This is a genomic window from Enterobacter sp. HK169 (genome assembly GCF_001719105.1).
Taxonomy (GTDB): domain Bacteria; phylum Pseudomonadota; class Gammaproteobacteria; order Enterobacterales; family Enterobacteriaceae; genus Enterobacter; species Enterobacter asburiae_B.
The window spans coordinates 2,119,738-2,144,211 of record NZ_CP017087.1 but is presented as its reverse complement, the minus strand read 5'-3'; the positions used below and the strand labels follow the sequence as shown (position 1 = coordinate 2,144,211).

11 protein-coding genes and 1 tRNA gene are annotated in these 24,474 nt (G+C 59.7%); 10 read left to right on the top strand and 2 right to left on the bottom strand.

Annotated features, from left to right (window positions below):
• Positions 1-5: 5 nt before the first annotated feature.
• Positions 6-527 carry a flavodoxin FldB gene (gene fldB / locus EnteroDNA1_RS10045; protein ID WP_023309099.1) on the bottom strand — a complete coding sequence of 174 codons (522 nt, stop codon included), beginning with the start codon at positions 525-527 and terminating at the stop codon, positions 6-8.
• A 101-nt stretch (positions 528-628) separates the two neighbouring features.
• Here fldB and xerD point away from each other — a divergent pair, with 101 nt between their 5' ends.
• The 5 genes from xerD (at position 629) to lysS (ending at position 6,722) form a co-directional block, all read left to right on the top strand.
• Positions 629-1,525: a site-specific tyrosine recombinase XerD gene (gene xerD / locus EnteroDNA1_RS10040; RefSeq protein WP_023309098.1), complete on the top strand. Its 897-nt coding sequence runs from the start codon at positions 629-631 to the stop codon at positions 1,523-1,525.
• A gap of 28 nt (positions 1,526-1,553) precedes the next feature.
• Positions 1,554-2,267 carry a bifunctional protein-disulfide isomerase/oxidoreductase DsbC gene (gene dsbC / locus EnteroDNA1_RS10035; RefSeq protein WP_023309097.1) on the top strand — a complete coding sequence of 238 codons (714 nt, stop codon included), beginning with the start codon at positions 1,554-1,556 and terminating at the stop codon, positions 2,265-2,267.
• Between the two features lie 5 nt (positions 2,268-2,272).
• Entirely contained in the window at positions 2,273-4,006 is a 1,734-nt protein-coding gene (recJ, locus tag EnteroDNA1_RS10030; protein WP_069303274.1) for a single-stranded-DNA-specific exonuclease RecJ, read from the top strand.
• A gap of 90 nt (positions 4,007-4,096) precedes the next feature.
• Positions 4,097-5,195 (top strand): peptide chain release factor 2 gene (gene prfB, locus EnteroDNA1_RS10025; protein ID WP_096151315.1). Its coding sequence is split into 2 segments (ribosomal slippage): positions 4,097-4,171 and positions 4,173-5,195, totalling 1,098 coding nucleotides; the frame shifts between segments, so codons are not numbered across the junction.
• Positions 5,196-5,204: 9 nt separating this feature from the next.
• Positions 5,205-6,722, top strand: coding sequence for a lysine--tRNA ligase (gene lysS, locus EnteroDNA1_RS10020; RefSeq protein WP_023333300.1), 1,518 nt, complete (start codon positions 5,205-5,207; stop codon positions 6,720-6,722).
• A gap of 38 nt (positions 6,723-6,760) precedes the next feature.
• Here lysS and idi read toward each other — a convergent pair whose 3' ends face one another.
• Positions 6,761-7,303 (bottom strand): isopentenyl-diphosphate Delta-isomerase, encoded by a 543-nt coding sequence (gene idi / locus EnteroDNA1_RS10015; protein WP_033146588.1) that lies wholly within the window; start codon positions 7,301-7,303, stop codon positions 6,761-6,763.
• Between the two features lie 163 nt (positions 7,304-7,466).
• On the opposite strand from idi, the gene actS reads away from it, so the two are divergent.
• From actS to EnteroDNA1_RS09990, 5 genes are all read left to right on the top strand, one after another.
• The gene (gene actS / locus EnteroDNA1_RS10010) at positions 7,467-8,210 is read left to right on the top strand and encodes an amidase activator ActS (RefSeq protein WP_064673270.1); all 744 of its coding nucleotides are present in this window, start codon (positions 7,467-7,469) and stop codon (positions 8,208-8,210) included.
• 80 nt (positions 8,211-8,290) lie between these two features.
• Positions 8,291-8,364: transfer RNA gene (locus tag EnteroDNA1_RS10005), tRNA-Gly, on the top strand.
• Between the two features lie 423 nt (positions 8,365-8,787).
• Entirely contained in the window at positions 8,788-10,452 is a 1,665-nt protein-coding gene (locus tag EnteroDNA1_RS10000; protein WP_069303273.1) for a ShlB/FhaC/HecB family hemolysin secretion/activation protein, read from the top strand.
• 14 nt (positions 10,453-10,466) lie between these two features.
• Complete coding sequence (locus EnteroDNA1_RS09995) at positions 10,467-23,960, top strand: hemagglutinin repeat-containing protein (RefSeq protein WP_083239551.1); 13,494 nt, start codon at positions 10,467-10,469, stop codon at positions 23,958-23,960.
• Positions 23,960-24,412 (top strand): hypothetical protein, encoded by a 453-nt coding sequence (locus EnteroDNA1_RS09990; protein ID WP_033146464.1) that lies wholly within the window; start codon positions 23,960-23,962, stop codon positions 24,410-24,412. The genes EnteroDNA1_RS09995 and EnteroDNA1_RS09990 overlap by 1 nt, the downstream gene beginning before the upstream one ends.
• Positions 24,413-24,474 lie beyond the last annotated feature (62 nt).

Here is a 24,474-nt window from a genome sequence, read left to right as displayed (position 1 = left end):
GCGCGTTAGCTAAACTTTTCAGCCATTTCGCCCAGAATCTGCTCGCACCAGCTTTGCAGGCGCTCATCGCTGAGATCGTACTGGTTGGTTTCATCCAGCGCGAGTCCAACAAACAGCTCGCCGTCGGCAATAATCGGTTTTTTACTGGTGAACTCGTAACCTTCGGTTGGCCAGTAGCCGATAAACGACACTCCTTTCGGCGCCAGCTTGTCATGCAGCATGCCGAGCGCGTCCAGGAACCATTCCCCGTAACCCAACTGATCCCCCATGCCGTACATGGCAATGATTTTGCCGTCGAGATTGACCGAATCGAGTTGATCCCAGATGGCTTCCCAGTCTTCCTGTATCTCACCAAAATCCCAGGTTGGGATGCCAAGGATCAGGACATCGTACTGTTCCATCAGCGCGACCGCGTCATCTTTCAGGTTATGCAACGTCACCAGTTCCGGGCCAATGATGTCGCGAATTTTCTCTGCCGCCATTTCGGTGTAGCAGGTGCTGGAACCATAGAACAGACCAATATTCATCGCGTAACTATCTCAATTCTTGCTTTGACTTTGCGCGTAGTGTACCAGAAACCGGTCGCAATCAGGCATAATGGCCTGACTGCAGAATCAAAGGGGCTGATGTGGAAAAGGATCTCGCACTGATCGAACAGTTTCTCGACGCGCTGTGGCTGGAGAAAAATCTGGCCGAGAATACCCTCAGCGCCTACCGTCGCGATCTCACCATGCTGGTGGAGTGGCTTGCGCACCGGGGGTTATCCCTTGCGAGCGCGCAGCGTGACGACCTGCAGGCGCTGCTGGGGGAACGTATCGCTGGGGGCTACAAAGCCACCAGTTCCGCGCGTTTGCTCAGCGCCATGCGTCGGCTGTTCCAGCACCTCTACCGTGAGAAGATTCGCGAAGACGATCCCAGCGCGCTGCTGGCATCTCCTAAGCTTCCGCAGCGGCTCCCAAAAGATCTCAGCGAAGCACAAGTTGAGAGATTATTACAGTCACCGGCTGTTGACCTGCCGCTGGAGTTACGCGATAAAGCCATGCTTGAGCTATTGTATGCTACCGGCTTGCGCGTTTCGGAACTGGTTGGTCTGACGATGAGCGACATCAGCCTGCGTCAGGGCGTGGTGCGCGTCATTGGTAAAGGCAACAAGGAAAGGCTGGTTCCGCTGGGTGAAGAGGCGGTTTACTGGCTGGAAACGTACCTGGAGCACGGTCGTCCGTGGCTGCTCAATGGTACGTCTATCGACGTCCTGTTTCCGAGCCAGCGCGCCCAGCAGATGACGCGGCAAACGTTCTGGCATCGCATCAAGCATTACGCCACACTGGCGGGTATCGATAGTGAAAAGCTTTCGCCGCACGTATTGCGTCACGCCTTCGCGACGCATCTGTTAAACCACGGCGCTGATTTACGCGTGGTGCAGATGCTGCTGGGCCACAGCGATCTTTCCACGACGCAAATTTATACCCATGTCGCGACGGAACGCCTGCGGCAGCTACACCAACAGCACCACCCTCGTGCGTGAGTGCCGACGAATTGTAACAGGATCACATATGAAAAAGACTTTCGCGCTGTTCACCCTGCTGGCAGCCTCATTTACCGGTTTCGCCCATGCGGACGATGCCGCCATCAAACAGTCGCTGGCTAAGCTTGGCGTCACCGGCAGCGATATTCAGCCTGCACCGGTTGCCGGAATGAAAACGGTACTGACCAACAGCGGCGTGCTGTACGTCACCGAAGACGGCAAACACATTATTCAGGGGCCAATGTACGACGTGAGCGGCGCGCAGCCGGTGAACGTCACCAACCAGCTGCTGATGAAAAACCTGAACGCGCTCGAAAAAGAGATGATCGTCTATAAAGCGGCGCAGGAAAAACACGTTATTACCGTCTTCACCGACATCACCTGCGGCTACTGCCACAAGCTGCATGAAGAGATGAAAGACTACAACGCGCTGGGCATCACCGTGCGTTACCTGGCCTTCCCGCGCGCGGGCGTGCAGAGCCAGCCAGAGCAGGACATGAAGGCGATCTGGTGTGCGAAAGACCGCAACAAAGCGTTTGACGACGCGATGAACGGCAAAGGCGTTAAGCCGGCCTCCTGCGACATTGATATCGCTAACCACTACGCGCTCGGCGTGCAGTTTGGCGTGAGCGGTACGCCAGCGATTGTCCTGAGCAACGGCTATGTTGTTCCGGGCTATCAGGGACCAAAAGAGATGAAAGAGTTCCTCGACGCGCACCAGAAACAGTTTGGTGGTAAATAATCCGCGTGAAAGCCCCGATAAAATTGCGCCGCCGCGAGGCGGTTGAACCCGTTGATTTACCGGACGATCTCCCGGCGCTGCTTAAGCGTCTCTACGCCAGCCGCGGCGTGCGTCGCGCTGAGGATCTTGAACGCAGCGTGAAAGGGATGCTGCCCTGGCAGCAGCTGAGCGGTATCGAAAAAGCCACCGAAATGCTCTACAACGCGCTTCGAGAGGGAACGCGGATTGTGGTGGTGGGCGATTTCGACGCCGACGGCGCAACCAGCACCGCGCTGAGCGTGCTCAGCCTGCGCGCGTTGGGCTGCGATAACGTCACGTATCTGGTGCCGAACCGTTTTGAAGACGGCTATGGCCTCAGCCCGGAAGTGGTCGATCAGGCCCACGCCCGTGGTGCACAGATGATCATGACCGTCGATAACGGGATCTCCTCCCATGCGGGCGTCGATCATGCTCACGCGTTGGGGATCCCGGTGCTGGTCACCGATCACCACCTGCCGGGCGAAACGCTGCCGGATGCGGAAGCGATTATTAACCCCAACCTGCGCGACTGCGATTTCCCGTCGAAATCCCTCGCAGGCGTGGGCGTAGCGTTTTATCTGATGCTGGCGTTACGGACCCTGCTGCGTGATAAGGGCTGGTTCGACTCTCGCGGCATTGCCGTACCGAACCTTGCCGAATATCTCGATCTGGTGGCTCTGGGCACCGTCGCGGATGTGGTGCCCCTCGATACCAATAACCGCATTTTGACCTGGCAGGGCCTAAGCCGCATTCGGGCGGGCAAGTGCCGTCCGGGGATCAAGGCGCTGCTGGAGATTGCCAACCGCGATCCGCTCAAGCTGGCGGCCAGCGACCTGGGCTTTGCTCTCGGGCCGCGTCTTAACGCAGCCGGAAGGCTGGACGATATGTCCGTCGGCGTGGCGTTGCTGCTGTGCGACAACATCGGTGAAGCGCGCGTGCTGGCCAACGAGCTGGACGCGCTGAACCAGACACGCAAAGAGATTGAGCAGGGGATGCAGGCCGAAGCGCTGACCCTGTGCGAAAAGCTTGAACGCAGCGGCGATACGCTGCCGGGCGGCCTGGCGATGTACCATCCCGAGTGGCATCAGGGCGTGGTGGGCATTCTGGCGTCGCGTATTAAAGAACGTTTCCACCGGCCGGTGATCGCGTTCGCCCCCGCAGGTGACGGCACGCTGAAAGGCTCGGGCCGCTCAATCCAGGGGCTGCACATGCGCGATGCGCTGGAGCGTCTCGATACGCTGTATCCGGGTCTGATGATCAAGTTCGGCGGCCATGCGATGGCGGCTGGCCTGTCTCTGGAAGAGGCGAAATTCGACGAGTTTCAGCGTCTGTTTGGTGAACTGGTCACCGACTGGATTGACCCGGCCCTGCTGCAGGGGGAAGTGGTTTCCGATGGCGAGCTCTCACCGCTTGAAATGACGATGGACGTGGCGCAAATGCTCCGCGATGCCGGCCCGTGGGGGCAGATGTTCCCGGAACCGCTGTTTGACGGTCGTTTCCGTCTGCTGCAGCAGCGCATCGTCGGCGAACGTCATCTGAAAGTGATGGTCGAGCCCATGGGCGGTGGACCGCTGCTGGACGGCATTGCCTTCAACGTTGACACGGCGGTATGGCCGGACAACGGCGTGCGCGAGGTCGAGCTGGCGTACAAACTGGACATCAACGAGTTTCGCGGTAACCGCACCCTGCAGATCATCATCGACAATATCTGGCCAATTTAGCGGCAGTAATCTCTATAAAAAAGGGCGTGGATTCGGTACAATCCCGCTCTTATCACCGCATTTTGACAAGTCCATAAAAGAAAACAGACCATGTTTGAAATTAATCCGGTAAAAAACCGTATTCAGGACCTCACGGAGCGCTCTGACGTTCTTAGGGGGTATCTTTGACTACGATGCCAAGAAAGAGCGTCTTGAAGAAGTAAACGCCGAGCTGGAACAGCCGGACGTCTGGAACGAACCTGAACGCGCACAGGCGCTGGGTAAAGAGCGTTCCTCTCTCGAAGCTATCGTAGATACGCTGGATCAAATGGCTCAGGGGCTGGAAGATGTTTCCGGTTTGCTGGAGCTGGCCGTCGAAGCCGACGACGAAGAAACCTTTAACGAAGCCGTGGCAGAACTCGACGTGCTGGAAGAGAAGCTGGCGCAGCTTGAGTTCCGTCGTATGTTCTCCGGCGAATACGACAGCGCTGACTGCTATCTCGATATTCAGGCAGGTTCTGGCGGCACCGAAGCGCAGGACTGGGCCAGCATGCTGACGCGTATGTACCTGCGCTGGGCAGAAGCGCGCGGCTTCAAAACCGAAATTATCGAAGAGTCTGAAGGTGAAGTTGCGGGTCTGAAATCCGTCACCATCAAGATCATTGGCGATTACGCCTACGGCTGGCTGCGTACTGAAACCGGCGTTCACCGCCTGGTGCGTAAGAGCCCGTTCGACTCCGGTGGCCGTCGTCATACCTCCTTCAGCTCCGCGTTTGTTTATCCGGAAGTTGACGAAGATATTGATATCGAAATTAACCCGGCGGATCTGCGTATCGACGTTTATCGCGCATCCGGCGCGGGTGGTCAGCACGTTAACCGTACGGAATCAGCGGTGCGTATTACCCACATTCCAACCGGGCTGGTAACACAGTGCCAGAACGACCGTTCCCAGCATAAGAACAAAGACCAGGCCATGAAGCAGATGAAAGCAAAGCTTTATGAGCTGGAGATGCAGAAGAAAAATGCTGAGAAACAGGCGATGGAAGACAACAAGTCCGACATCGGTTGGGGCAGCCAGATCCGTTCTTACGTCCTTGATGACTCCCGCATCAAAGACCTGCGTACCGGGGTTGAAACCCGCAACACGCAGGCGGTGCTGGACGGCAGCCTGGACCAATTTATCGAAGCAAGTTTGAAAGCAGGGTTATGAGGAACCAACATGTCTGAACAACAAGCACAGGGCGCTGACGCGGTAGTCGATCTTAACAACGAACTGAAAACCCGCCGCGAGAAGCTGGCAGCGCTGCGCGAGCAGGGCGTGCCGTTCCCGAACGATTTTCGTCGTGACCATACCTCAGACCAACTGCACGCTGACTTCGACGCGAAAGAGAACGAAGAGCTGGAAGCGCTGAACATCGAAGTGGCCGTTGCAGGCCGCATGATGACCCGTCGTATCATGGGTAAAGCCTCCTTCGTGACCTTGCAGGACGTTGGTGGCCGTATTCAGCTGTACGTTTCCCGTGACGACCTGCCGGAAGGCATCTACAACGAGCAGTTCAAGAAGTGGGACCTGGGCGATATCCTGGGCGCGAAAGGTAAACTGTTCAAAACCAAAACCGGTGAACTGTCTATCCACTGCACCGAGCTGCGTCTGCTGACCAAAGCCCTGCGCCCGCTGCCGGACAAATTCCACGGCCTGCAGGATCAGGAAGCGCGCTATCGTCAGCGCTACCTGGATCTCATCTCTAACGATGACTCCCGCAAAACCTTCAAAATTCGCTCCCAGATCATGGCCGGTATCCGCCAGTTCATGGTGAACCGCGACTTTATGGAAGTGGAAACCCCAATGATGCAGGTGATCCCAGGCGGCGCGTCTGCGCGTCCGTTCATCACCCATCACAACGCCCTGGACCTGGACATGTACCTGCGTATCGCGCCGGAACTGTACCTGAAGCGTCTGGTGGTCGGTGGTTTCGACCGTGTGTTCGAAATCAACCGTAACTTCCGTAACGAAGGTATCTCCGTTCGTCATAACCCAGAGTTCACCATGATGGAACTCTATATGGCGTATGCGGATTACAAAGATCTGATCGAGCTGACCGAATCCCTGTTCCGCACTCTGGCGCAGGACATTCTGGGCACCACGCAGGTTCCTTACGGTGAAGAAGTCTTCGACTTCGGCAAGCCGTTCGAAAAACTGACCATGCGCGAAGCGATCAAGAAATACCGTCCGGAAACCAATATGGCGGACCTGGATAACTTCGATTCTGCGAAAGCGATCGCGGAAAGCATCGGTATCAAGGTTGAGAAGAGCTGGGGTCTGGGCCGTATCGTGACCGAGATCTTCGAAGAAGTGGCCGAAGCGCACCTGATTCAGCCGACCTTCATCACCGAATACCCGGCTGAAGTCTCTCCGCTGGCGCGTCGTAATGACGAGAACCCGGAAATCACCGATCGCTTCGAATTCTTCATCGGCGGCCGCGAAATCGGCAACGGCTTTAGCGAGCTGAACGATGCGGAAGACCAGGCTCAGCGCTTCCAGGATCAGGTTGACGCGAAAGCGGCAGGCGACGACGAAGCGATGTTCTTCGACGAAGACTACGTGACCGCGCTGGAGCACGGTCTGCCACCAACGGCGGGCCTGGGGATTGGTATCGACCGTATGGTCATGCTGTTCACCAACAGCCACACCATCCGCGACGTGATCCTGTTCCCGGCGATGCGCCCGGTGAAATAAGGCGTTAAGATGTAAAAAAAGCCCCGAAAGGGGCTTTTTTATTGCGCCGCGAAGGCTTTGAGTTTTTCGCGGGCGGTCGTCGCTTCCATAACCATCCACGGACTAAAGGCCCAGGGCGTCGCGTCCAGCGCGCGGAATAACGCGTCCAGCTCAACCCACTGATAGTCCATCACTTCATCTTCGTTTATCGTCACGTCATTGGTGATGCGGGCCGCGAATACAGGGCAAATTTCGTTTTCCACGATCCCCGACGGGTCGGTTTCCCGATAGCGAAATTCAGGGGCGACGGCGGTGATATCGGTTAGCTCAGCGCCCACTTCAAAGCGGCAGCGGCGGATTATCGCCTGTATCGTCTCTTCGCCGGACTGCGGGTGGCCGCAGACGGAGTTGGTCCAGACGCCGGGCCAGGCTTTTTTGGTTAAGGCGCGCCGGGTGATCAGACATTCGCCGTTTGCGTTAAAAAGCCAGGAGGAGAAAGCCAGATGCAGCGGGGTATGTAAGGTGTGCGCGGCATATTTTTCCTGAGTGCCAATCACCATTCCCTGGTCGTTTACCAAAATAACGTGTTCTTGAATACTCATTGATGCTCCAGTGCCAAAATGCCGAGTGGTTCAGCACCATCAGCCGGGACATTATACTGCATTCTTATACGAACGGTTTGGCGCGTAGAGCGGAAAAGGGCATGACCCATATTCGTTTTGGCTGTTATCATAGTGCGCCATTCACGCTGACCGAGGATCTGTTTTGTTTGCAGGAAGCCTGACGAGAAACCCCATCACCGCCATTTTTTGCCTGACGCTGACGCTATTGCTGGCGGGCTGTTCAGGGAGCAAATCTTCGGATATGGGCAGCTATTCCGGTTCGGTCTATACCGTTAAGCGCGGGGATACGCTGTACCGGATTTCGCGCGCAACGGGGACCAGCGTGAAGGATCTGGCGCGGCTGAATAACCTCTCTCCGCCCTACACCATCGAGGTGGGGCAGCAGCTGAAGGTTAGCGGCGGATCGTCCTCGGGCAAAAAATCCTCTTCGAAAGGCAAAACCGCCAAAGTGACGCCGTCCTATCAGGTGCCGCAATCATCATGGCCGCCGGTTGGACAGCGCTGCTGGATTTGGCCTGCCAGCGGTAAAGTGGTCGCCCCTTACTCACTTTCTGAAGGTGGCAACAAGGGTATTGATATCGCCGCTGCACGCGGTACGCCGGTTTATGCCTCCGGGGCCGGGAAGGTGGTTTACGTGGGTAACCAGCTGCGCGGCTACGGTAACCTGATCATGATTAAGCATGGCGAAGACTACATCACGGCCTATGCGCACAACGACACGATGCTGGTCAACAACGGGCAGAACGTAAAAGCCGGGCAGAAAATTGCCACCATGGGCAGCACCGGTACGGACGCGGTGAAGCTGCATTTCCAGATTCGCTATAAGGCGACGGCCATCGATCCGCAGCGTTATCTGCCTGTGCCCGGCAGCAAACCGAAGTGCTAAGTGATTATTTTATCGCCGGTTAGTTGTTAAGAGGCTTGTATGAAGGTGCGTAAGGTCTATAATGCCATACGCACCTCAAAGCGGGCGTAGTTCAATGGTAGAACGAGAGCTTCCCAAGCTCTATACGAGGGTTCGATTCCCTTCGCCCGCTCCAGCTTTTCCTGATGTTATCTTCCTTTGCCTGTTTTTATCCTGTCCACGCTTTCCCATACAGATATCGTCATGCTGTTGATTGATAACTTCAAAGACGTTATCGCGCGAGCCCCATATTCAGCACTGAAATATCAGACTCCATCAGAGTTCGCAGCACGATGAGTGTAACGGGTAATTTAATCAGCACTACTCGCTGACGTTTACATCTCATTATTGGGAAGGTTAGTTAATATTTTGTGAAAGAAGGAACCATGATCGAATAATAAAACTTTCAGAAATTACACTCTTCTTTATCACGGCTTTTTATTTTTTTTAGACTTAACGCAAATACTACTACCAATTATAGTAGCCCTCTTTTTGAGACTATTCTCTATTGCGTCAGAGCTGGCATAATTAAGAAAACCAAAAAAATATTATCCTTTATATGCGCTATTACAGCAAAGCCGTCTTTTTTTGCTCGTTATTTTTTTGCTCTCTGAGCCATGCAGCCCCCCTTACTCCTGCTGACCGGGACACCGTGCGTCAGCAGCAGGAGGAACTGTTATTAAAGAACCAGCAACAGCGTGAAGAGCTGGAGCGGAGTATTCCTCGTCCCGCGCCTGACAGGCCTCTGCCTGCAGCCGGCGCCGGGCCCTGCTTCACCATTGATACCATTACCCTTTCCGGCGCGACCCTCATTTCCCCGAAAACGCAGCAGGCCCTGGTTGCGCCGTGGCAGGGCCGGTGTCTGGATATGGCGAAAATAACGGAGCTTCTCGCCCGTATTTCTGACTGGTATATCAGCCGGGGATATATCACCAGCCGCGCCTTTCTTACCGAGCAGGATCTCTCCGGCGGCCAGCTGAATATTGTGGTGCTGGAAGGACGGCTGGAAGCGATCCGTCTGGAAGGTGAAACGCCGCGCATGCTGAAAATGGCGTTTCCGGGACGGACAGGCGGCATCCTTAATTTACGCGATATCGAACAGGGGATGGAGCAAATTAACCGTTTGCGCGCCGAACCGGTTCAGATTGAAATTCTGCCGGGAACGCAGGCCGGATATTCCATCGTTAATCTCACGGGCAAGCCGGAATTTCCGTTAAGTGCATCCGTGAGCCTGGATAATAGCGGCCAGAAGAGCACCGGTGAAAACCAGCTTAACGGCGTGCTCACCGCCAATAATATGCTGGGGCTGGCGGATAAATGGTTTGTCAGCGGCGGGCGCAGCAGCGATTTTGCCAGCGCGTACGATGCGCAGAATTTCCAGGCGGGCGTCAGCGTGCCGTCTGGCTACGGACTGCTGGACTACAGCTACGCCTGGAGTAACTACCGGACCACCATCAGTAACCAGGGCTTCAACTGGCTCTCCACGGGCGATACGAAAACCCACCGCCTTAACGCGTCCTGGGTGGTTTTCCGCAACGGGGATGTCAAAACCGGCATTGCGGCGGGCGTGGTCCAGCGCTCCAGCCGCAACTGGCTCAACGACGCGCCGCTTAAGAGCAGCACGCGCAACCTTTCCAGCCTGGTCCTGGGAATTACCCACACGCAAAAAATGCTGGGCGGCGTGGCGACCTTCAACCCGACCTGGAGCCACGGCATGCCGTGGTTCAATGCCGAAACCGATGAAAATAAATCCGGGGATATGCCGCGGGCGGAATTCCGTAAATGGAGCCTGAACGCCAGCTTCCAGCGTCCTGTTGCCCGTAACGCGTGGTGGCTGACCAGCGCCTACGGCCAGTGGTCGCCCGACCGGCTGTACGGCGCCGAGCGCCTGACGCTCGGCGGGGAAAGCTCCGTGCGCGGTTTTAAAGAGCAGTACCTGTCCGGGGACAACGGCGGCTACTGGCGTAACGAGCTGGGGTATTCCCTCTTCACCCTCCCGGTGATTGGCGCGGTAAGCGCAACGGTCGCCGTTGACGGCGGCTGGCTGGAAAAAGACCGTCAGGACCGCTTTGCCTCCGGCACGCTGTGGGGCGGTTCGGTGGGGCTGAGCAGCGCAGGACGCGGGTACAGCAGCCAGATTTCGGTCGGCACGCCCCTGCGCTACCCCGACTGGCTCGGCCCGGATCATGTGAGCGTTAACTGGCGCATTGCCTTCATGCTTTAAGAGACTCTACGACTATGGATACCCGTCACCCACCCGTTCGTTTCTCGCAGCGTCTGATCAGCTGGATTGTCTGCGGCCTGATGGTCTGGCAGCCGGTGGCACCCGCCGTCGCGGCGGCGCTCACGCCGGCCGGGCAGACCACGGTCGACCGGGCCGGGAACGGGGTGCCGGTCGTCAACATTGCCACCCCGAACGGGGCGGGCATCTCGCATAACCAGTTCGGTGAATATAACGTCGGCAACGAGGGGCTTATCCTCAATAACGGCACGGACCGTTTAACCCAAACCCAGCTGGGCGGGCTTATCCAGAACAACCCCAACCTGCAGGCCGGGCGGGAAGCGAAAGGCATCATCAACGAAGTCACGGGCGCCAGCCGCTCGCAGCTGCAGGGCTACACGGAAGTCGCCGGTAAGGCGGCAAACGTCATGGTGGCCAACCCGTACGGCATTACCTGTAACGGGTGCGGATTTATCAACACCCCGAACGTCACCCTGACCACCGGCAAGCCGCAGTTTGACGCCAGCGGTAACCTGCTGGCGCTGGAGGTAACGAAAGGGGCCATCACGGTTGAAGGCCAGGGGCTGGACGCCAGCAAGAGCGACGCGCTGTCGATTATTGCGCGCGCGACGGAAGTGAACGCCGCGATACATGCGAACGACCTGACGGTGACCGCAGGGGCGAACCGCGTGGGCGCCGACGGCAGCGTCAGGCCGGTTGCCGGCGAGGGCGCCGCGCCCGTGGTGGCGGTGGATACCGGCGCGCTCGGCGGGATGTATGCGAACCGTATCCGCCTGGTCTCCAGCGAGGCGGGCGTCGGGGTGAACCTCGGCAACCTCACCGCGCGCCAGGGCGACATTCAGCTGGATGCGGGCGGGAAACTGACGGTCAGGAACAGCCTCGCCAGCGGCTCGATTAGCGCGAAGGGCGCGGGGGTGGCCCTCAGCGGCAGCCATCAGGCCGGGGGCGCGCTGAACGTGGCCAGCTCGCAGGATGTGGAGCTCAGTAACAGCACGCTCGCCAGCCAGGGCGACATGCGCCTTTCCGCGGCGGGGAAAGTGCAGATGACGGGCGGCGGGACAAACAGCGCGGGCGCGCTGGCGGTCAGCAGCGGGCAGGCGATGACGCTCAGCAATACCTCCCTTATCTCCCGCGGCGCGGCGACGCTGAACAGTCAGGACACCCTTACCGTCAACGGTGGCGGCGTGTCGGCACAGGGCGGGGCGCTGACCGTCGCGGGCGGGCAGGGAGTGGCACTTTCGGATGCCACGCTGACGGGCCAGGGCGACACCACGCTGTCCACCGGCGGCAGCCTGACGCAGCGCGGCGGCAGCGTCACCGGCAGGGGCGAGCTCAGCGTGGCGGCCGGGAAGGATATCACCCTGACGAATACCCGCAGCGGAAGCGATACCCGCGCGACGCTCAGCAGCGGCGGCACGCTGTCATCCACGGGCAGTGCGGTCTCGGCAGGGGAGAGCCTGGCGCTGAGCGGCGGGCAGCTGGTGCTGGACGGCCAGAGCCGGGCCGATGCCGCGGCCGATATCCGCCTGACGGGCAGCACCGTCAGTAACCAGGGGCAGGTGAATGCGGGGCGCGACATTGCGCTCTCCGGCGACAGGGTGTCCAGCAGCGGCCTGCTGGCGGCGAAAGGCCGTCTGGACGTGAACGCCGGAGAGCTGACGAACGGCGGCACGGCGCAGGGCAGCGACGTCACCCTGAAGGGGCAGACGGTGACCAATAACGGCACCCTGCAGAGCGCCGGCAACCTGACGTTAAGCGCCGGAACCCTGGCGCAGCGGGGCACGCTGAGCGCGAAAGGCAATGCGAACGTCACGGCGCAGCAGACCCTGCGTAACGACGGCAGCCTGCTGGCTGACGGCGCGATGAACGTGACCGCAGGCGCGCTTGAGCAGAACGGCACCCTGTCCGGCGCGACGGCGCTGACGGCGCAGGCCGGCACCCTGACCAGCGGTCAGGCGTCCCGCACGACCAGCCAGGGCAATATACAGATTACCGCGACCCGCAGCGCCAGCCTGAACGGGCAGACGGACGCGGCGGGGGCGGTCACCGTCAGCGCCGGCGACCTGACCACCGGCCGGGACGCGCACCTGCAGAGCGGGCAGGGGCTCACCCTGCAGGCGCAGAACGCCGCGCTGAACGGCACCCAGGCGGCGAAAGGCGCCCTGTCGGTGACGGCGGGCACGATTGCGCACGCCGGGAAATCCACCGGTGACGCGCTGAGTTTTAACGCGACCGGCGACCTGACCAGCGGCGGGGAGCTCACCGCCGGCGCCATTACTCTCAGCGGACAGAACATCCTCCAGTCCGGCGCCGCAAAAGCGGACCGCATGACCCTGACGGCCCCCGGGCGCATCACCAGCAGCGGCTCGCTGATTGCCGGTATCCTCTCGCTGGACGCTGCCTCGGTGGAGAACGGCGGGCTGCTGCAGGGGACCACCCTGCTCGGCCTGAAGACCGGGTCACTCGCGAACCTCGCGGGCGGGTCGGTCTACAGCGCGCAGGATTTAACGCTGAACGTTCCGGTGCTGGCCAACGGCGGGCTTATCACCACCGACGGCACGCTGCGCATTAAAGGCGACACGCTGACCAACCAGGGTGAAATCAACGGCGTCAGCCTGAGCAGCGACTACCTCAGCCTGACCAGCAGCGGACGCCTGCTGGCGGACGACCGGCTCACCCTGAACGGCACTACTCTGGTTAACGCGGGCAGTATTGCCGCCGGCGACCTGCACATCACGGCGGACAGCCTGGAGAACCAGGGCACCGTCGAGGGGGACGCGGCCCTGACGCTCGGCGTGGCAGACATTACTAACCGCGGCGCGCTGCGCAGCGGCGGAACGCTGACGCTCAGCGGCGACACCCTTACCAGCAGCGGCGAGCTCAGCGCCACCGCGCTGCTGCTGAACCTGACCCGTCAGGTCAGCAACGAGGCGGGCGGCCGGGTGATTGCCCGGGACGGCCTGACGCTGACCGCCGCCAGCCTGACCAACAGCGGGCTGATGGCCGGTGCCGACGCGCAGTTTAACAGCGCGTCGGTGACCAACGGCGGCACGCTGCAGGGAACCCGCTCGCTGACGGCGACGGGGGCACAGCTCAGCAACCTGCAGGCGGGCATGCTGCTCTCCGGTGGCGCGCTCGGCCTGCACCACACCACCCTTAACAACGCCGGGCTCATGCAGGGCAACACCCTGAACCTGGCCACCGGCGAGTGGATGAACACCGGTAACGCGCTGGGGGAAGCGGGCGTGACGGCGGCGGTGACCGGCGCGCTGACCAACAGCGGTAAGGTGCTCAGCCAGCAGGCGCTGGACGTTCAGGCCGGCAATACCGATAACCGGGGCCAGCTGCTGGCGAAAGTGCTGACCCTGCGGGGCGACCTGCAGAACAGCGGCCTGCTTCAGGGCGGCAGCACGCTGGCCTGGTCCGGCAACACCTTCGCGAACCAGGCTCAGGGGCAGGTGACGGGCGGTGAGACCCTCACCCTGAGCGGACACACGCTCAGCAATGCGGGCAGCCTGCAGGGGCGCAGCGCCACGCTGGATGCCGCAGGCCTGAATAACCAGGGCAGCGTTCAGGCGCTGGACGCCCTGACGCTTGCCGCGACCGGCAGGCTGGACAACACGGGCGCCCTGCTCAGCCAGAACCTGTTCACGCTGACGGCGGCGCAGCTGTTTAACGACGGCCGGCTGGCGGGGAAAGCGCTGACGGTGAACGCCGCGCAGCTGACCAACACCGGCATGCTGCAGGGCAACGACACGCTGGCGCTGACCACCCGCGCGCTGAGCAACGGCGCCACCGGGCAGCTGGTGAGCGGAAGCGGCCTGAATCTGTCCCTGGACACGCTCGATAACGCCGGTCTGCTGCTGGTGAACGGCGGGCTCACCCTCCGGGGCAGCGACCTGACGAACCGGGGCGATATTCAGGCGCAGGACCTGGATTTGGGTCTGGGCAACGCCCTGAGCAATACCGGGAACATCGTGGCCACCGGCGATGCCGCGCTTCACGCGACGACGCTGACCAGCAGCGGCACGGTGGCGGGCAGAACGCTGACCGCAGGCGCGACGGAGCTGCGCAACAGCGGCCTGATGCAGGGCAGCAGCGCGGTTAACGCCGCCGCTGACCGCTTTATCAACGCGCTGAACGGCAAATGGCTCTCCGGCGGCGGCTTCACGCTGAAGGGCGGACAGCTGACCAACGCCGGTACGCTGCAGGGCACCACGCTGGGCATGACCGGCACCACCCTCACCAACAGCGGCACGGTGAACGGGCTGACGGGGCTCAGCGGCACGCTCGGCGGGGCGTTAACCAATACCGGGCTGCTGCAGAGCGGCGGCGCAACCACCTTCACCGCGGACACCCTGGCGAACCCGGGGCGCATCACCGGCGGCACGCTCTCCCTGACCGCCCGCGAGATGAGCAACGACGGGCTGATGCAGGGAACGAACGGCCTGGCGCTCACCGGCACCGCGCTGACCACGGGCGCGGCCTCGCGCACCCTCTCCGGCGGCATGCTGACGCTGGACGCAGGCCAGCTGGTTACGCAGGGCACGCTGCAGGGGAACGGCGCGGACATCCGCGCCACCGGCGACTGGACGCACGGCGGGTCCCTGCTCAGCCAGGGGGCGCTGACGGCCGCGACCGGCGGCACGCTGACCTCGTCCGGCTCGCTGATGAGCCAGGGGCGGGCGGATATCACCGCACAGACGCTGGATAACCGCGGGCAGCTCCTCAGCGAAGGGGACGTGACGCTCGGCGGCAGCACCCTTAAAAACAGCGGCACCGTGCAGGGGAACACCCTCGCGCTGCGCCAGGACAGCATTAACAACCAGGGTACCCTGACCGGCCTGCAGAGCCTGACCGTTCAGGGGCAGCAGCGGCTGATGGCGCGCATGGCGATGGCCGCGCCGCAGCAGGCGCTGATTAACGGCGCTGGCGGCAGGCTTCTCACTCAGGGCGCGCTGACCATTGCCTCCGGGGCGGTGACCAACGCCGGCAGCTGGCAGGCGCAGAACATCCTGCTTAACGCGCAGTCGCTCACCAACAGCGGCACGGTGCAGAGCGCCGACGGGCTGCAGATGACGCTGGCCGACACGCTCACCGGAACCACGGGCAGTAAGATCACCGCGCTGGGCAGCGCCACGCTGCAGGCCGCGACGCTGGTGAACCAGGGGCAGTGGGCGGCGAAAAACCTGACGCTGACCGGCGGCACGCTCAGCAACAGCGGCGCCATCAGCGGGGTGAATGGCCTGACCCTCAGCCAGACCGGCGCGGTCAGCCAGCAGTCGACCGGGACCCTGCTCTCCGGCGGGGCGCTGAACGTCACGGCGGCCTCCGTCACCAGCGACGGCAGAATGCAGGGGAGCACGCTCGGCATCACCACCGGGGCGCTCACCAACGGCGGACGTCTGCAGGGCGATAACGGCGCGACGCTGGCCCTCAGCGGCACGCTGACCAACAGCAGCGGGGGCGAAATCGTCAGCCGCGATGGCCTGACGCTGACCACGCCCGCGCTGTTTAACTACGGCCTGATTCAGGGCGGCGGCGAGACGCGCGTGACCGCCTCCTCCCAGGCGCGTAACGACGGAAGGCTGCTCTCCGGCGCGCGCCTGACGCTCGGCACGCCGCAGTTCACCGGCACCGGCTGGCTGCAGGCCACCGACCTGATCCTGAATGCGGCAAACGCCACTAACGGCGGCACGTGGGTGGCCGATCGCGCCACCCTGACCGGCACCAATTTCGCCAGCCAGGGCACCACCCAGGCGGGACAGCTGACGGTTAACTACGGCCAGCTGAACAACAGCGGCACGCTGCTCGGCAACGCGCAGCTGAATATCGACGCGGACCAGGTGACCCAGAGCGCGGGCGGCAGGCTGCTGAGCGGCGGCAACCTGTGGCTGCAGAGCCGGGGGCTGGACCTGACCGGCCAGCTGGTCTCCCTGGGGGACTTAACGCTGCAGCTGACGAACGCGTTTACCAGCCGGACCGCCGTGGCGGCAGGCCGAACCCTGACCATCAGCAGCGGCGGCGACATCGATAACCGCAGCGTGCTGCAGGGGCAGACGGTTAACCTCAGCGCGGGCGGGCAGCTCAGCAACAACGGACAAATCACCACCGGCGGCGGCACCAGCACGCTCTCCGGCAGCAGCGTGGCGCTGAACGCCGCGGGCACGGTGCAGGGCGGGGGCGACATCACCGTCGCCAGCCGGAGCAACATTACCGTCGACGGCTTCACCGGCACGCGCGGCTCGCTGACCCTGAGCGCACCGGGTTCCATCGTCAACACCGCGCTGCTGTACGCGGCGAATAACCTGGCGCTTTATGCCGACAGCATCACCAACCGGCGCGGCGACATCATGGCGGGGAACAACCTGTGGATGCAGCGTGATGCGGCGGGGAATGCGAACAGCCAGGTGGTGAACACGTCGGGGAATATTGAGACGCAGGGTGGGGATATTACGATCAAAACAGCATATCTGCGCAATGAAGCAGAGGGGCTGGTCGTTAATCAGCGTGAGCAGCAATACCCGGATGCCATTCCGAAGCAGTCACCTTATTTGCATGGTTCCTATTACGGTAAGCAGAAACCCGATATTGAAATCAGCCTGGAAGAGTGGAAGCACAACGGCACTAACGTGGTGTTTGATGAATATGAAGAATGTCGGGCAGGTGGGGGCAATAACAGCGGGCAGTGTACACGTGGGATTGTATATCGTCTTCTCGGAGAAGATATCAGGCAGTTTATCCTCAGCGAGTCAGTCGTAGAGGCTTCAGCTACAGGAGGTGCGGCTCGTATCACCGCTGGACGTGATATCACTGTTAATGCCGGAACCCTGGATAACCGCGCGAGTAATATTCTGGCGGGGCGTAATATCTCCCTTTCTGGTGGGACATTAAACAATTTCTCAGCCGAAGCCGGTCGACGTATTACCTACGTGCAGGCAGAGTATCATTGCGAGTGGTTTTTCTCAGATTGTGCTGACCCTAAATGGACACCGTTGTCGTCATACGGTGAGGGTAAATGGTACTGGTGGGATGATGACCAGCGAAAATATCGTAGCTGGGTACCCTATAAACTAGGCGAACAAAAAACGGAATATACTGGTGAAAGTAGTACGTACCGCGCCGTCATCCAGGCGGGCGGCAACGTCACCGCGAACTTCACCAGCAACATCAGCAACACCAGTACCACCGCCAACGCAGGCGGCGTCAGCAACGTTATCTCCACCCCGTCGCTGAACACCCTCAGCAACCAGACCATCGGCAGCGGTGTGCAAAAACAGGGGCTGAGCGCTGCCGGAACCGTGGCGGTGACCTCGCCGCAGTGGAACGATCGGCTCCAGGGGGCGCTGCAGCAGCTTAACGGCGGCGGCGCGCTGGAAAACGGCGGCGCGTCCGGCACGCCTCTCAGCAACGTTGCCACCACGCAGAAAGGCGATGCGAACCTCGGCCAGCTGGGCACGCTGGCGAACGCCGGGGTCACCACCGCCGATCTCCGAACCGCTCAGGGCGGCGCCGTCGGGCACTATCAGGGCCAGCGCGTCGATACCAGCGCTTACCCGCTGCCGTCGGGCAACAACGGCTATTTTGTCTTCTCCGACAACCCGAAAAGCCCGTACCTGATCGGCATCAACCCGAAACTGAACGGTCTCGGACAGCTTGATCCCGCCCTGTTTGCCGACCTGAACGCGATGCTCGGGATCAAACCGTCGTCCACGGCGCCGCAGGAGACGCGGCTGGCGTTTACCGACGAGAAGCAGTTCCTCGGCTCGTCCTATATGCTGGGCCGCCTCAACCTGAACCCGGACTACGACTACCGCTTCCTCGGCGATGCGGCGTTCGATACCCGCTATGTTTCCAACGTGGTACTCAACCAGACCGGTAACCGCTACCTGAACGGCATCGGCTCCGATCTGGATCAGATGCGCTACCTGATGGACAACGCCGCGGCGGCGCAGCAGTCGCTGGGCCTGCAGTTTGGCGTCTTGCTGACCGCCGATCAGATTGCCGCGCTCGACCACAGCCTGCTGTGGTGGGAGAAAGCCACCGTCAACGGCGAAACGGTGATGGTGCCGAAACTCTACCTGTCGCCGAAGGACGTCACCGTCAACAACGGCAGCGTGATCGCGGGCAACAACGTCACCCTGAAGGGCGGCAGCATCACCAACGGCGGCAGCTCGCTGCTGGCGAAAAACAGCCTGACGCTCGACAGCCAGAACAGCATCAGCAACCTCAGTAACGGCCTGATGAAAGCGGGCGGCGACCTGAACCTGAGCGCCATCGGCGATATCAATAACATCAGCTCCACCATCAGCGGCAAAACGGTCGCGCTGGAGAGCCTGGACGGCAGCATCAACAACCTGACGCAGGTTGAGCAGATTGATATCAACGCCGGCGGGAAGTACGGCAACATCGGCCTGAAGGACACCCTGCTGGGCAACACGGCGTCGATTACCGCGCAGGATGGCCTGTCGCTTGAGGCGGGAAAAAACATCACCGTCACCGGGGCGAACCTGGCCTCCGGCGGGGATATGCTGCTGAACGCGTGGGGCGATATTGCCGTCAACGCGAATCAGATCAACGACGCATTCAGCTCCAGCCGGGAGAAAACCAGCCGTTCCTCCGTCACGTATCAGGGAAGTAACGTCAGTGCGGGCGGCAACCTGCTGGTGAATGCCGGGCACAACCTTGACGTGACCGCCAGCGACCTGAAGGCGGGCGGCAGCGCGGGGCTGAGTGCGGGCAACGATCTGAACCTGAACGCGGCACAGACCAGCGAAAGCAGCCGGAAAGGGAAAAGCGAGTCCCACAGCACCGGACTTGACCGCACCACGATTTCCGCAGGCGATAACCTGGTCCTGAAGGCCGGGCAGGATATCAACGCCCGGGCCGCCGCGCTGGCGGCGGAGAAAAGCGTCGGGCTGCAGGCGGGTCGCGACGTGAATCTGGCTGCGGAAGAGACCACGCAGGGCGACAGCTATAAATCAGGCCGTAAAAAAGTGATTAACGAGTCGGTTCGCCAGTCGGGAACCGACATCACTGCGGGCGGGAATGTGACTGTTATCGCCGGACGGGATGTAACGGCACAGGCTGCAGATGTCTATGCCGCAGGCGATACAGCCGTGGCCGCCGGGCGGGATATCACCCTTTCCACTGCGACGGAAAGTGACTATGCGTACCGGGAGGAGAAAAAGACGTCCGGTGGGTTCCTCAGCAAGAAAACCACTCACACCATCCACGAAGAGACGCATACGCGTGAGAAAGGTACGCAGCTTTCCGGCGACAACGTTGCTCTCCGGGCTGGTAACAACCTGACGGTGCAGGGCTCATCAGTTGCCGCTGAGCGCGATGTGGCCCTGAAGGCTGGAAATGATCTGACCGTGGAGGCAGCAACCAACACCGACACGTACTACGACATGAAGAAGACGAAGAAATCCGGCGTTTTCTCCAGCGGGTCGGGATTGGGTATCACCATCGGGTCGCAGTCTTCAAAAAGCACCCGACAGGGGGCAAATACAACGCAGAGCGATGCCCGCAGCACGGTGGGCACTGCTGGCGGTAATGTCATCATCAGCGCCGGAAATGACGTCCAGTTGAGCGCGGCAGATGTGGTTGCCGGAAGAGCGAAGGATGATTCCTCCCGCAAAACCGGCCATATCGATATCACTGGCGACAGCATTGCCATCCTTCCTGGACGGGATACGACCACTGAGTCCATGAAGCAGGAGTCCAAATCGTCTGGCGTCACGGTCAGTGTGAAAGCGCCATTTGAAGACACTGTGCGTAACGTGCGCGATATCGTTCGTGGTAAGGGCAACAGTGGCAACAGCACCGTCGATAAAGTGAAGGGGCTGGGGGCGGAAGGCGGTGCGCTCGCGCTTGACGGACCAGGCCAGATGATGGCTATTTCCGCTGGAAGCACCCGCTCTTCCTCTGAGTCGCACTACGAGGGCGAGTTTAACAGCGGCAGCCATCTTGCCGCCGCAGGCAATATCCAGATGACTGCCACCGGTAAACAGGGAGGCAGCAACAGCGGCAATATCCTGATTGCCGGAAGCCAGGCTAAGGCCGGTGAAACGGTGATCCTCGATGCGAAACGCGACGTTGATATCACCACCTCCACAGACAGCGAAAAATACGGCAGCAGCACTAAAAATAGCGGCTGGAATCTTTCGAGCGACCTGAGTGCCGGAAGTGCTGTTCGCGCCATCTCGGGTGGAGGTTCCCACGGCAATCAGCTCCTGCCGGGCGGGATGAGCAAGGCGGAGAGCAACAGTAGCGGCAACCGAACCACACAAAACGCGTCGGTCATTCAGGGCTCAGATATTTACGTTAACAGTCGTGACGGCAGCGTGAATATCAACGGCAGCTTGATGACCGCCACGGACGATCTTCTGCTGTCAGCCACACATGGGGATATATCCGTTTCTGCCGGACGCGATACATCGCGCAGTGAGAGCAGCGGCAGCAGAAAATTGCTGGGAACGCTGGACGGCGATGGTTACAGCGCCACGGCAGGCTACCGTCATGAAAAAAACAGCAGTCGGGAAGATAGCAGCCTCGAAAACGGATTGCGCAGCCAGCTAAGCAGCAAAAACGGTAGCGTTGTCGCGCAGGCCGGTAACGATCTCTCCCTGTCAGGTACGGATATCCGTGCCGGTAAATCGGTCTCACTCAGTGGCGAAAATGTCCTCATGGGGGTGAGCCGGGATACCCGTGACGGTGAAAACCACAGCAGCAGCGCCCAGTATGGTGTGACGGCATCTGCTGGCGGCTGGGCTGTTGAGGCTGCTAAAGCCGCTGAGACGGCTGCCCGCAGCGCAGAAAACGGCGATGATCCACGGCTGACCGCCATCAGAACAGGCCAGTCGGCGGCAACCGCGGCGCAGGGCGCTATGTCGGACTCGTCGCTCATCAAGGCTAAAGTGTCTTTAACGGCGGGGACGTCATCTCAGGACAGTCGTTACCACAGTACGGACACGCAGGGCACCACCATTAATGCCGGCGAGAATGTCTCTGTTCGTGCCGGAAATGACATTGCCGGTATGGGGGTACAGATCGCGGGTAAACACGTGGCGCTGGATGCGGGGCGGGATATTCTGCTGTCTGCCTCCCAGAACACAACCCACTCTGAGAGTAAAAACAGCGGCAGCCAGTTCAGCGTCGGTGTCGGTGTGAGCCTGATTGGTGCGCAAAACGGCATCTCGGTGGAACTGGGAGCGTCACAGCATAAGGGTAAGGAAAACAGCCAGTCGCAGCGCAATACGAACAGCGTTGTCCATGCTGATGAACAGCTTACTGTGAACAGCGGGCGCGACACCACCCTGAAAGGTGCGGAGCTGGAAGGTAACCGTGTGGTGGTCAACACCGGGCGCGATCTCACCATCAGCAGCGTGCAGGATACGGCCAGTTATGACAGCAAGCAGTCTTCGTCAGGCGCGTCCCTCAGCCTGTGCATACCGCCGCTGTGTTATGGTGCCTCTTCCGGTAGCGTCAGTGCATCGGGTGAGAATATCACCCAGAATGGTAAGAGCGTTGCTGAACAGAGCGGGATATTCGCAGGCAAGGGCGGCTTTGCTGTCACCACCGGAAATCATACCCAGCTTGACGGCGCGGTGATTGCATCCACGGCGTCTGCAGATAAAAATAGCCTCGACACGGGTACGCTGGGTTTCAGTAATCTCCACAACGAGAGCCAGACCAGCGGCAACGGCTATACGGTGGCGCTTTCCGGCAGCGCGGGCGGCAGCGGAAACGGTGAAAACCGCAACCTGGCACCGGCCATCGGTACGGGCCAGGCAGAAGAGAGCCACACCGGCACGACCTCATCAGCGGTGAGTGGCGGTAGCATTGTCATTCGCAACCCGGCGGGACAGAAACAGGATATTGCTGACCTGAGCCGTGATACGGCTGACGCCCACCACGGCGTGGACGTGAACGGTGATGTGCAGAAGGTCAGGGATAACCTGGCGGTCCAGAGCGAAGGCGCGGCGCTGGCCACCTCTGCGCTGGATGCTTACGGCAAGTATGCGGAGCAGAAAGCGCGGGAATCCAATGCGGCGCTGGGCGCGAAGCTGGCATCTGAAGGAAAACTGCGGGGCGATACGCCGCAGGAGCAGGAAGCGTTCCTGAAGACGCAGCCCGGATATCAGAATACCGAGTACGGCCCGGGGAGTGCCTTCTGGACGAAGGGCAGCGCAGCGGCAGGATTACTGGCAGGTGCGCTTGGCGGTAACCTGAAGGCAGGCGCGGCAGCAGGGGCGGCCCCTCTGCTGGCGACCCTGGTCAAGGAGCAGAAAGACCCGACAGCCCGTGCCGCGCTGCACGGTATTGTGGCGGCGGCGCTGACGCAGCTGAGTGGCGGGAGCAGTACGGATGGCCTGAAGGCCGGTGCTATAGGGGCCATCACGGCCTCGGCGATGACCGACCATCTGGTCAGTGCGCTGTATGGAGATAAAAAATCCAGTGACCTGACGCCAGAGGAGAAACGGCTGGTCAGTAGTCTCGTGAGTATCGCGGGTGGTCTGGCGGGCGCTGCGGTGACGGATGGTAGCGTCTCCATGGCGGCGATGGCGTCGGAAACGGCGAAGGTGGAGGTTGAGAATAACTCGCTGAGTGTCGTTATACAGGGCGGTAAACTGGCTGCACAGGGATGTCTGAAAATTTCTGCTTGCCGTGATCGCCTGGTTGCCAGTGGTCTGGGTGCTTTACTGGGGATTGGTGCATCCACATCAGCAATGGATACATTGTCACAAGATGAGCAGTTGCATCTGATCTATGTGGCCTCGCTCAATGATCCTTCCCAGCTCAGTCAGTTAAATGATGCTCAGAAAGCGGCCTATGAGTCCCTGACAGGTAAGACGATCACCAGTACTGGTGGTACGCAGGTCATCAACCCGGGACCATCAAACACTGGTGGAGACCAGACTGTAACCGGAAATACGCCCTCCAACACAGGGAATGATAGTGTAGCAACCGGAGGGATAAATCATACTGGTAATACCAACGGTGATGGAGCGTCAAACAATAATGGCTGGACGACAACTACGCCGGTTCCGGATTCTCCTTCAATGGATGATCTTTTCTATCAGAACGAGAAGATCCCCGGCCTTGAAAATGTTCGCCCTGAAAATCCCGGTTATCCAGCCAATCAGAGTGTTATTGAAAAAATGAACGAACCTAAGTTTATTGCCTGGATAGGCAATACAGATTGTACGGATTGCTCAGATATCGCACCTAAGCTTCTCGATGCAGCTGGCGGGCACGGGAAAATTATTGAAGCAAGGCCGACGACTCCGTACAATTTAAATGTGTATGAAAATGGAAAAATTGTACATGAACAAGCTTTCCATCAGGTTTATACCGATGGTCAGTATGTTTACGATCCAAGAGTGTCCTTAAAACCGATTCCTAAAGGAGATTGGGAAAAACATATCAAATCTATAAATCAGGGAAGTGTTACGATCTCTGATAAATTACAGGGGTTAAAATAATGTTTCCGATAGGTAAGAAAGAAACTATCTTGTTGGACTTCATTGGTTCTCTTGGAAAACTGGAGTGGTTACATTATCAGAGCCGTATCGAAGATGAATGGATAAATGACCATTTTGAAAAAATTGATCGCTCTAAGTACCCTCCTTATACCAGTTTTCGATTTGAAAAAGAGGTTCCAGAAGTTATTACCTTACTGGAAGATGCGATTCAATCATATAAAGGTAAAGTTGAGTGGTGTATGACCCATCATCCGAAAGAATATGGTACTGGTGTTAATCATCGTATTTTGCCTACATTTGTTAAGAATCTCAGAGTCAGTGAAGGTATGGAAGATGTTAACGAGTATATTGAAAACCATTATCCTGATTTTGGCCCAATCGCCTATGAAGATCTTGTTGGACTGACGGAGCATGTTCAATCAGTTTTCAAAAATGCTGGATATGATGCATAAATTTTCTTTATATGCTCTGTAATAACATTTTGATATGGAGCCTTAACCCGTTATGCGTAGGA

Coding starts and splice junctions, on each gene's coding strand:
- EnteroDNA1_RS09995 (WP_083239551.1), top strand. CDS start 10,467: ATGGATACCCGTCACCCACCCGTTCGTTTCTCGCAGCGTCTGATCAGC.
- idi (WP_033146588.1), bottom strand. CDS start 7,303: ATGAGTATTCAAGAACACGTTATTTTGGTAAACGACCAGGGAATGGTG.
- dsbC (WP_023309097.1), top strand. CDS start 1,554: ATGAAAAAGACTTTCGCGCTGTTCACCCTGCTGGCAGCCTCATTTACC.
- lysS (WP_023333300.1), top strand. CDS start 5,205: ATGTCTGAACAACAAGCACAGGGCGCTGACGCGGTAGTCGATCTTAAC.
- EnteroDNA1_RS10000 (WP_069303273.1), top strand. CDS start 8,788: ATGCGCTATTACAGCAAAGCCGTCTTTTTTTGCTCGTTATTTTTTTGC.
- EnteroDNA1_RS09990 (WP_033146464.1), top strand. CDS start 23,960: ATGTTTCCGATAGGTAAGAAAGAAACTATCTTGTTGGACTTCATTGGT.
- fldB (WP_023309099.1), bottom strand. CDS start 527: ATGAATATTGGTCTGTTCTATGGTTCCAGCACCTGCTACACCGAAATG.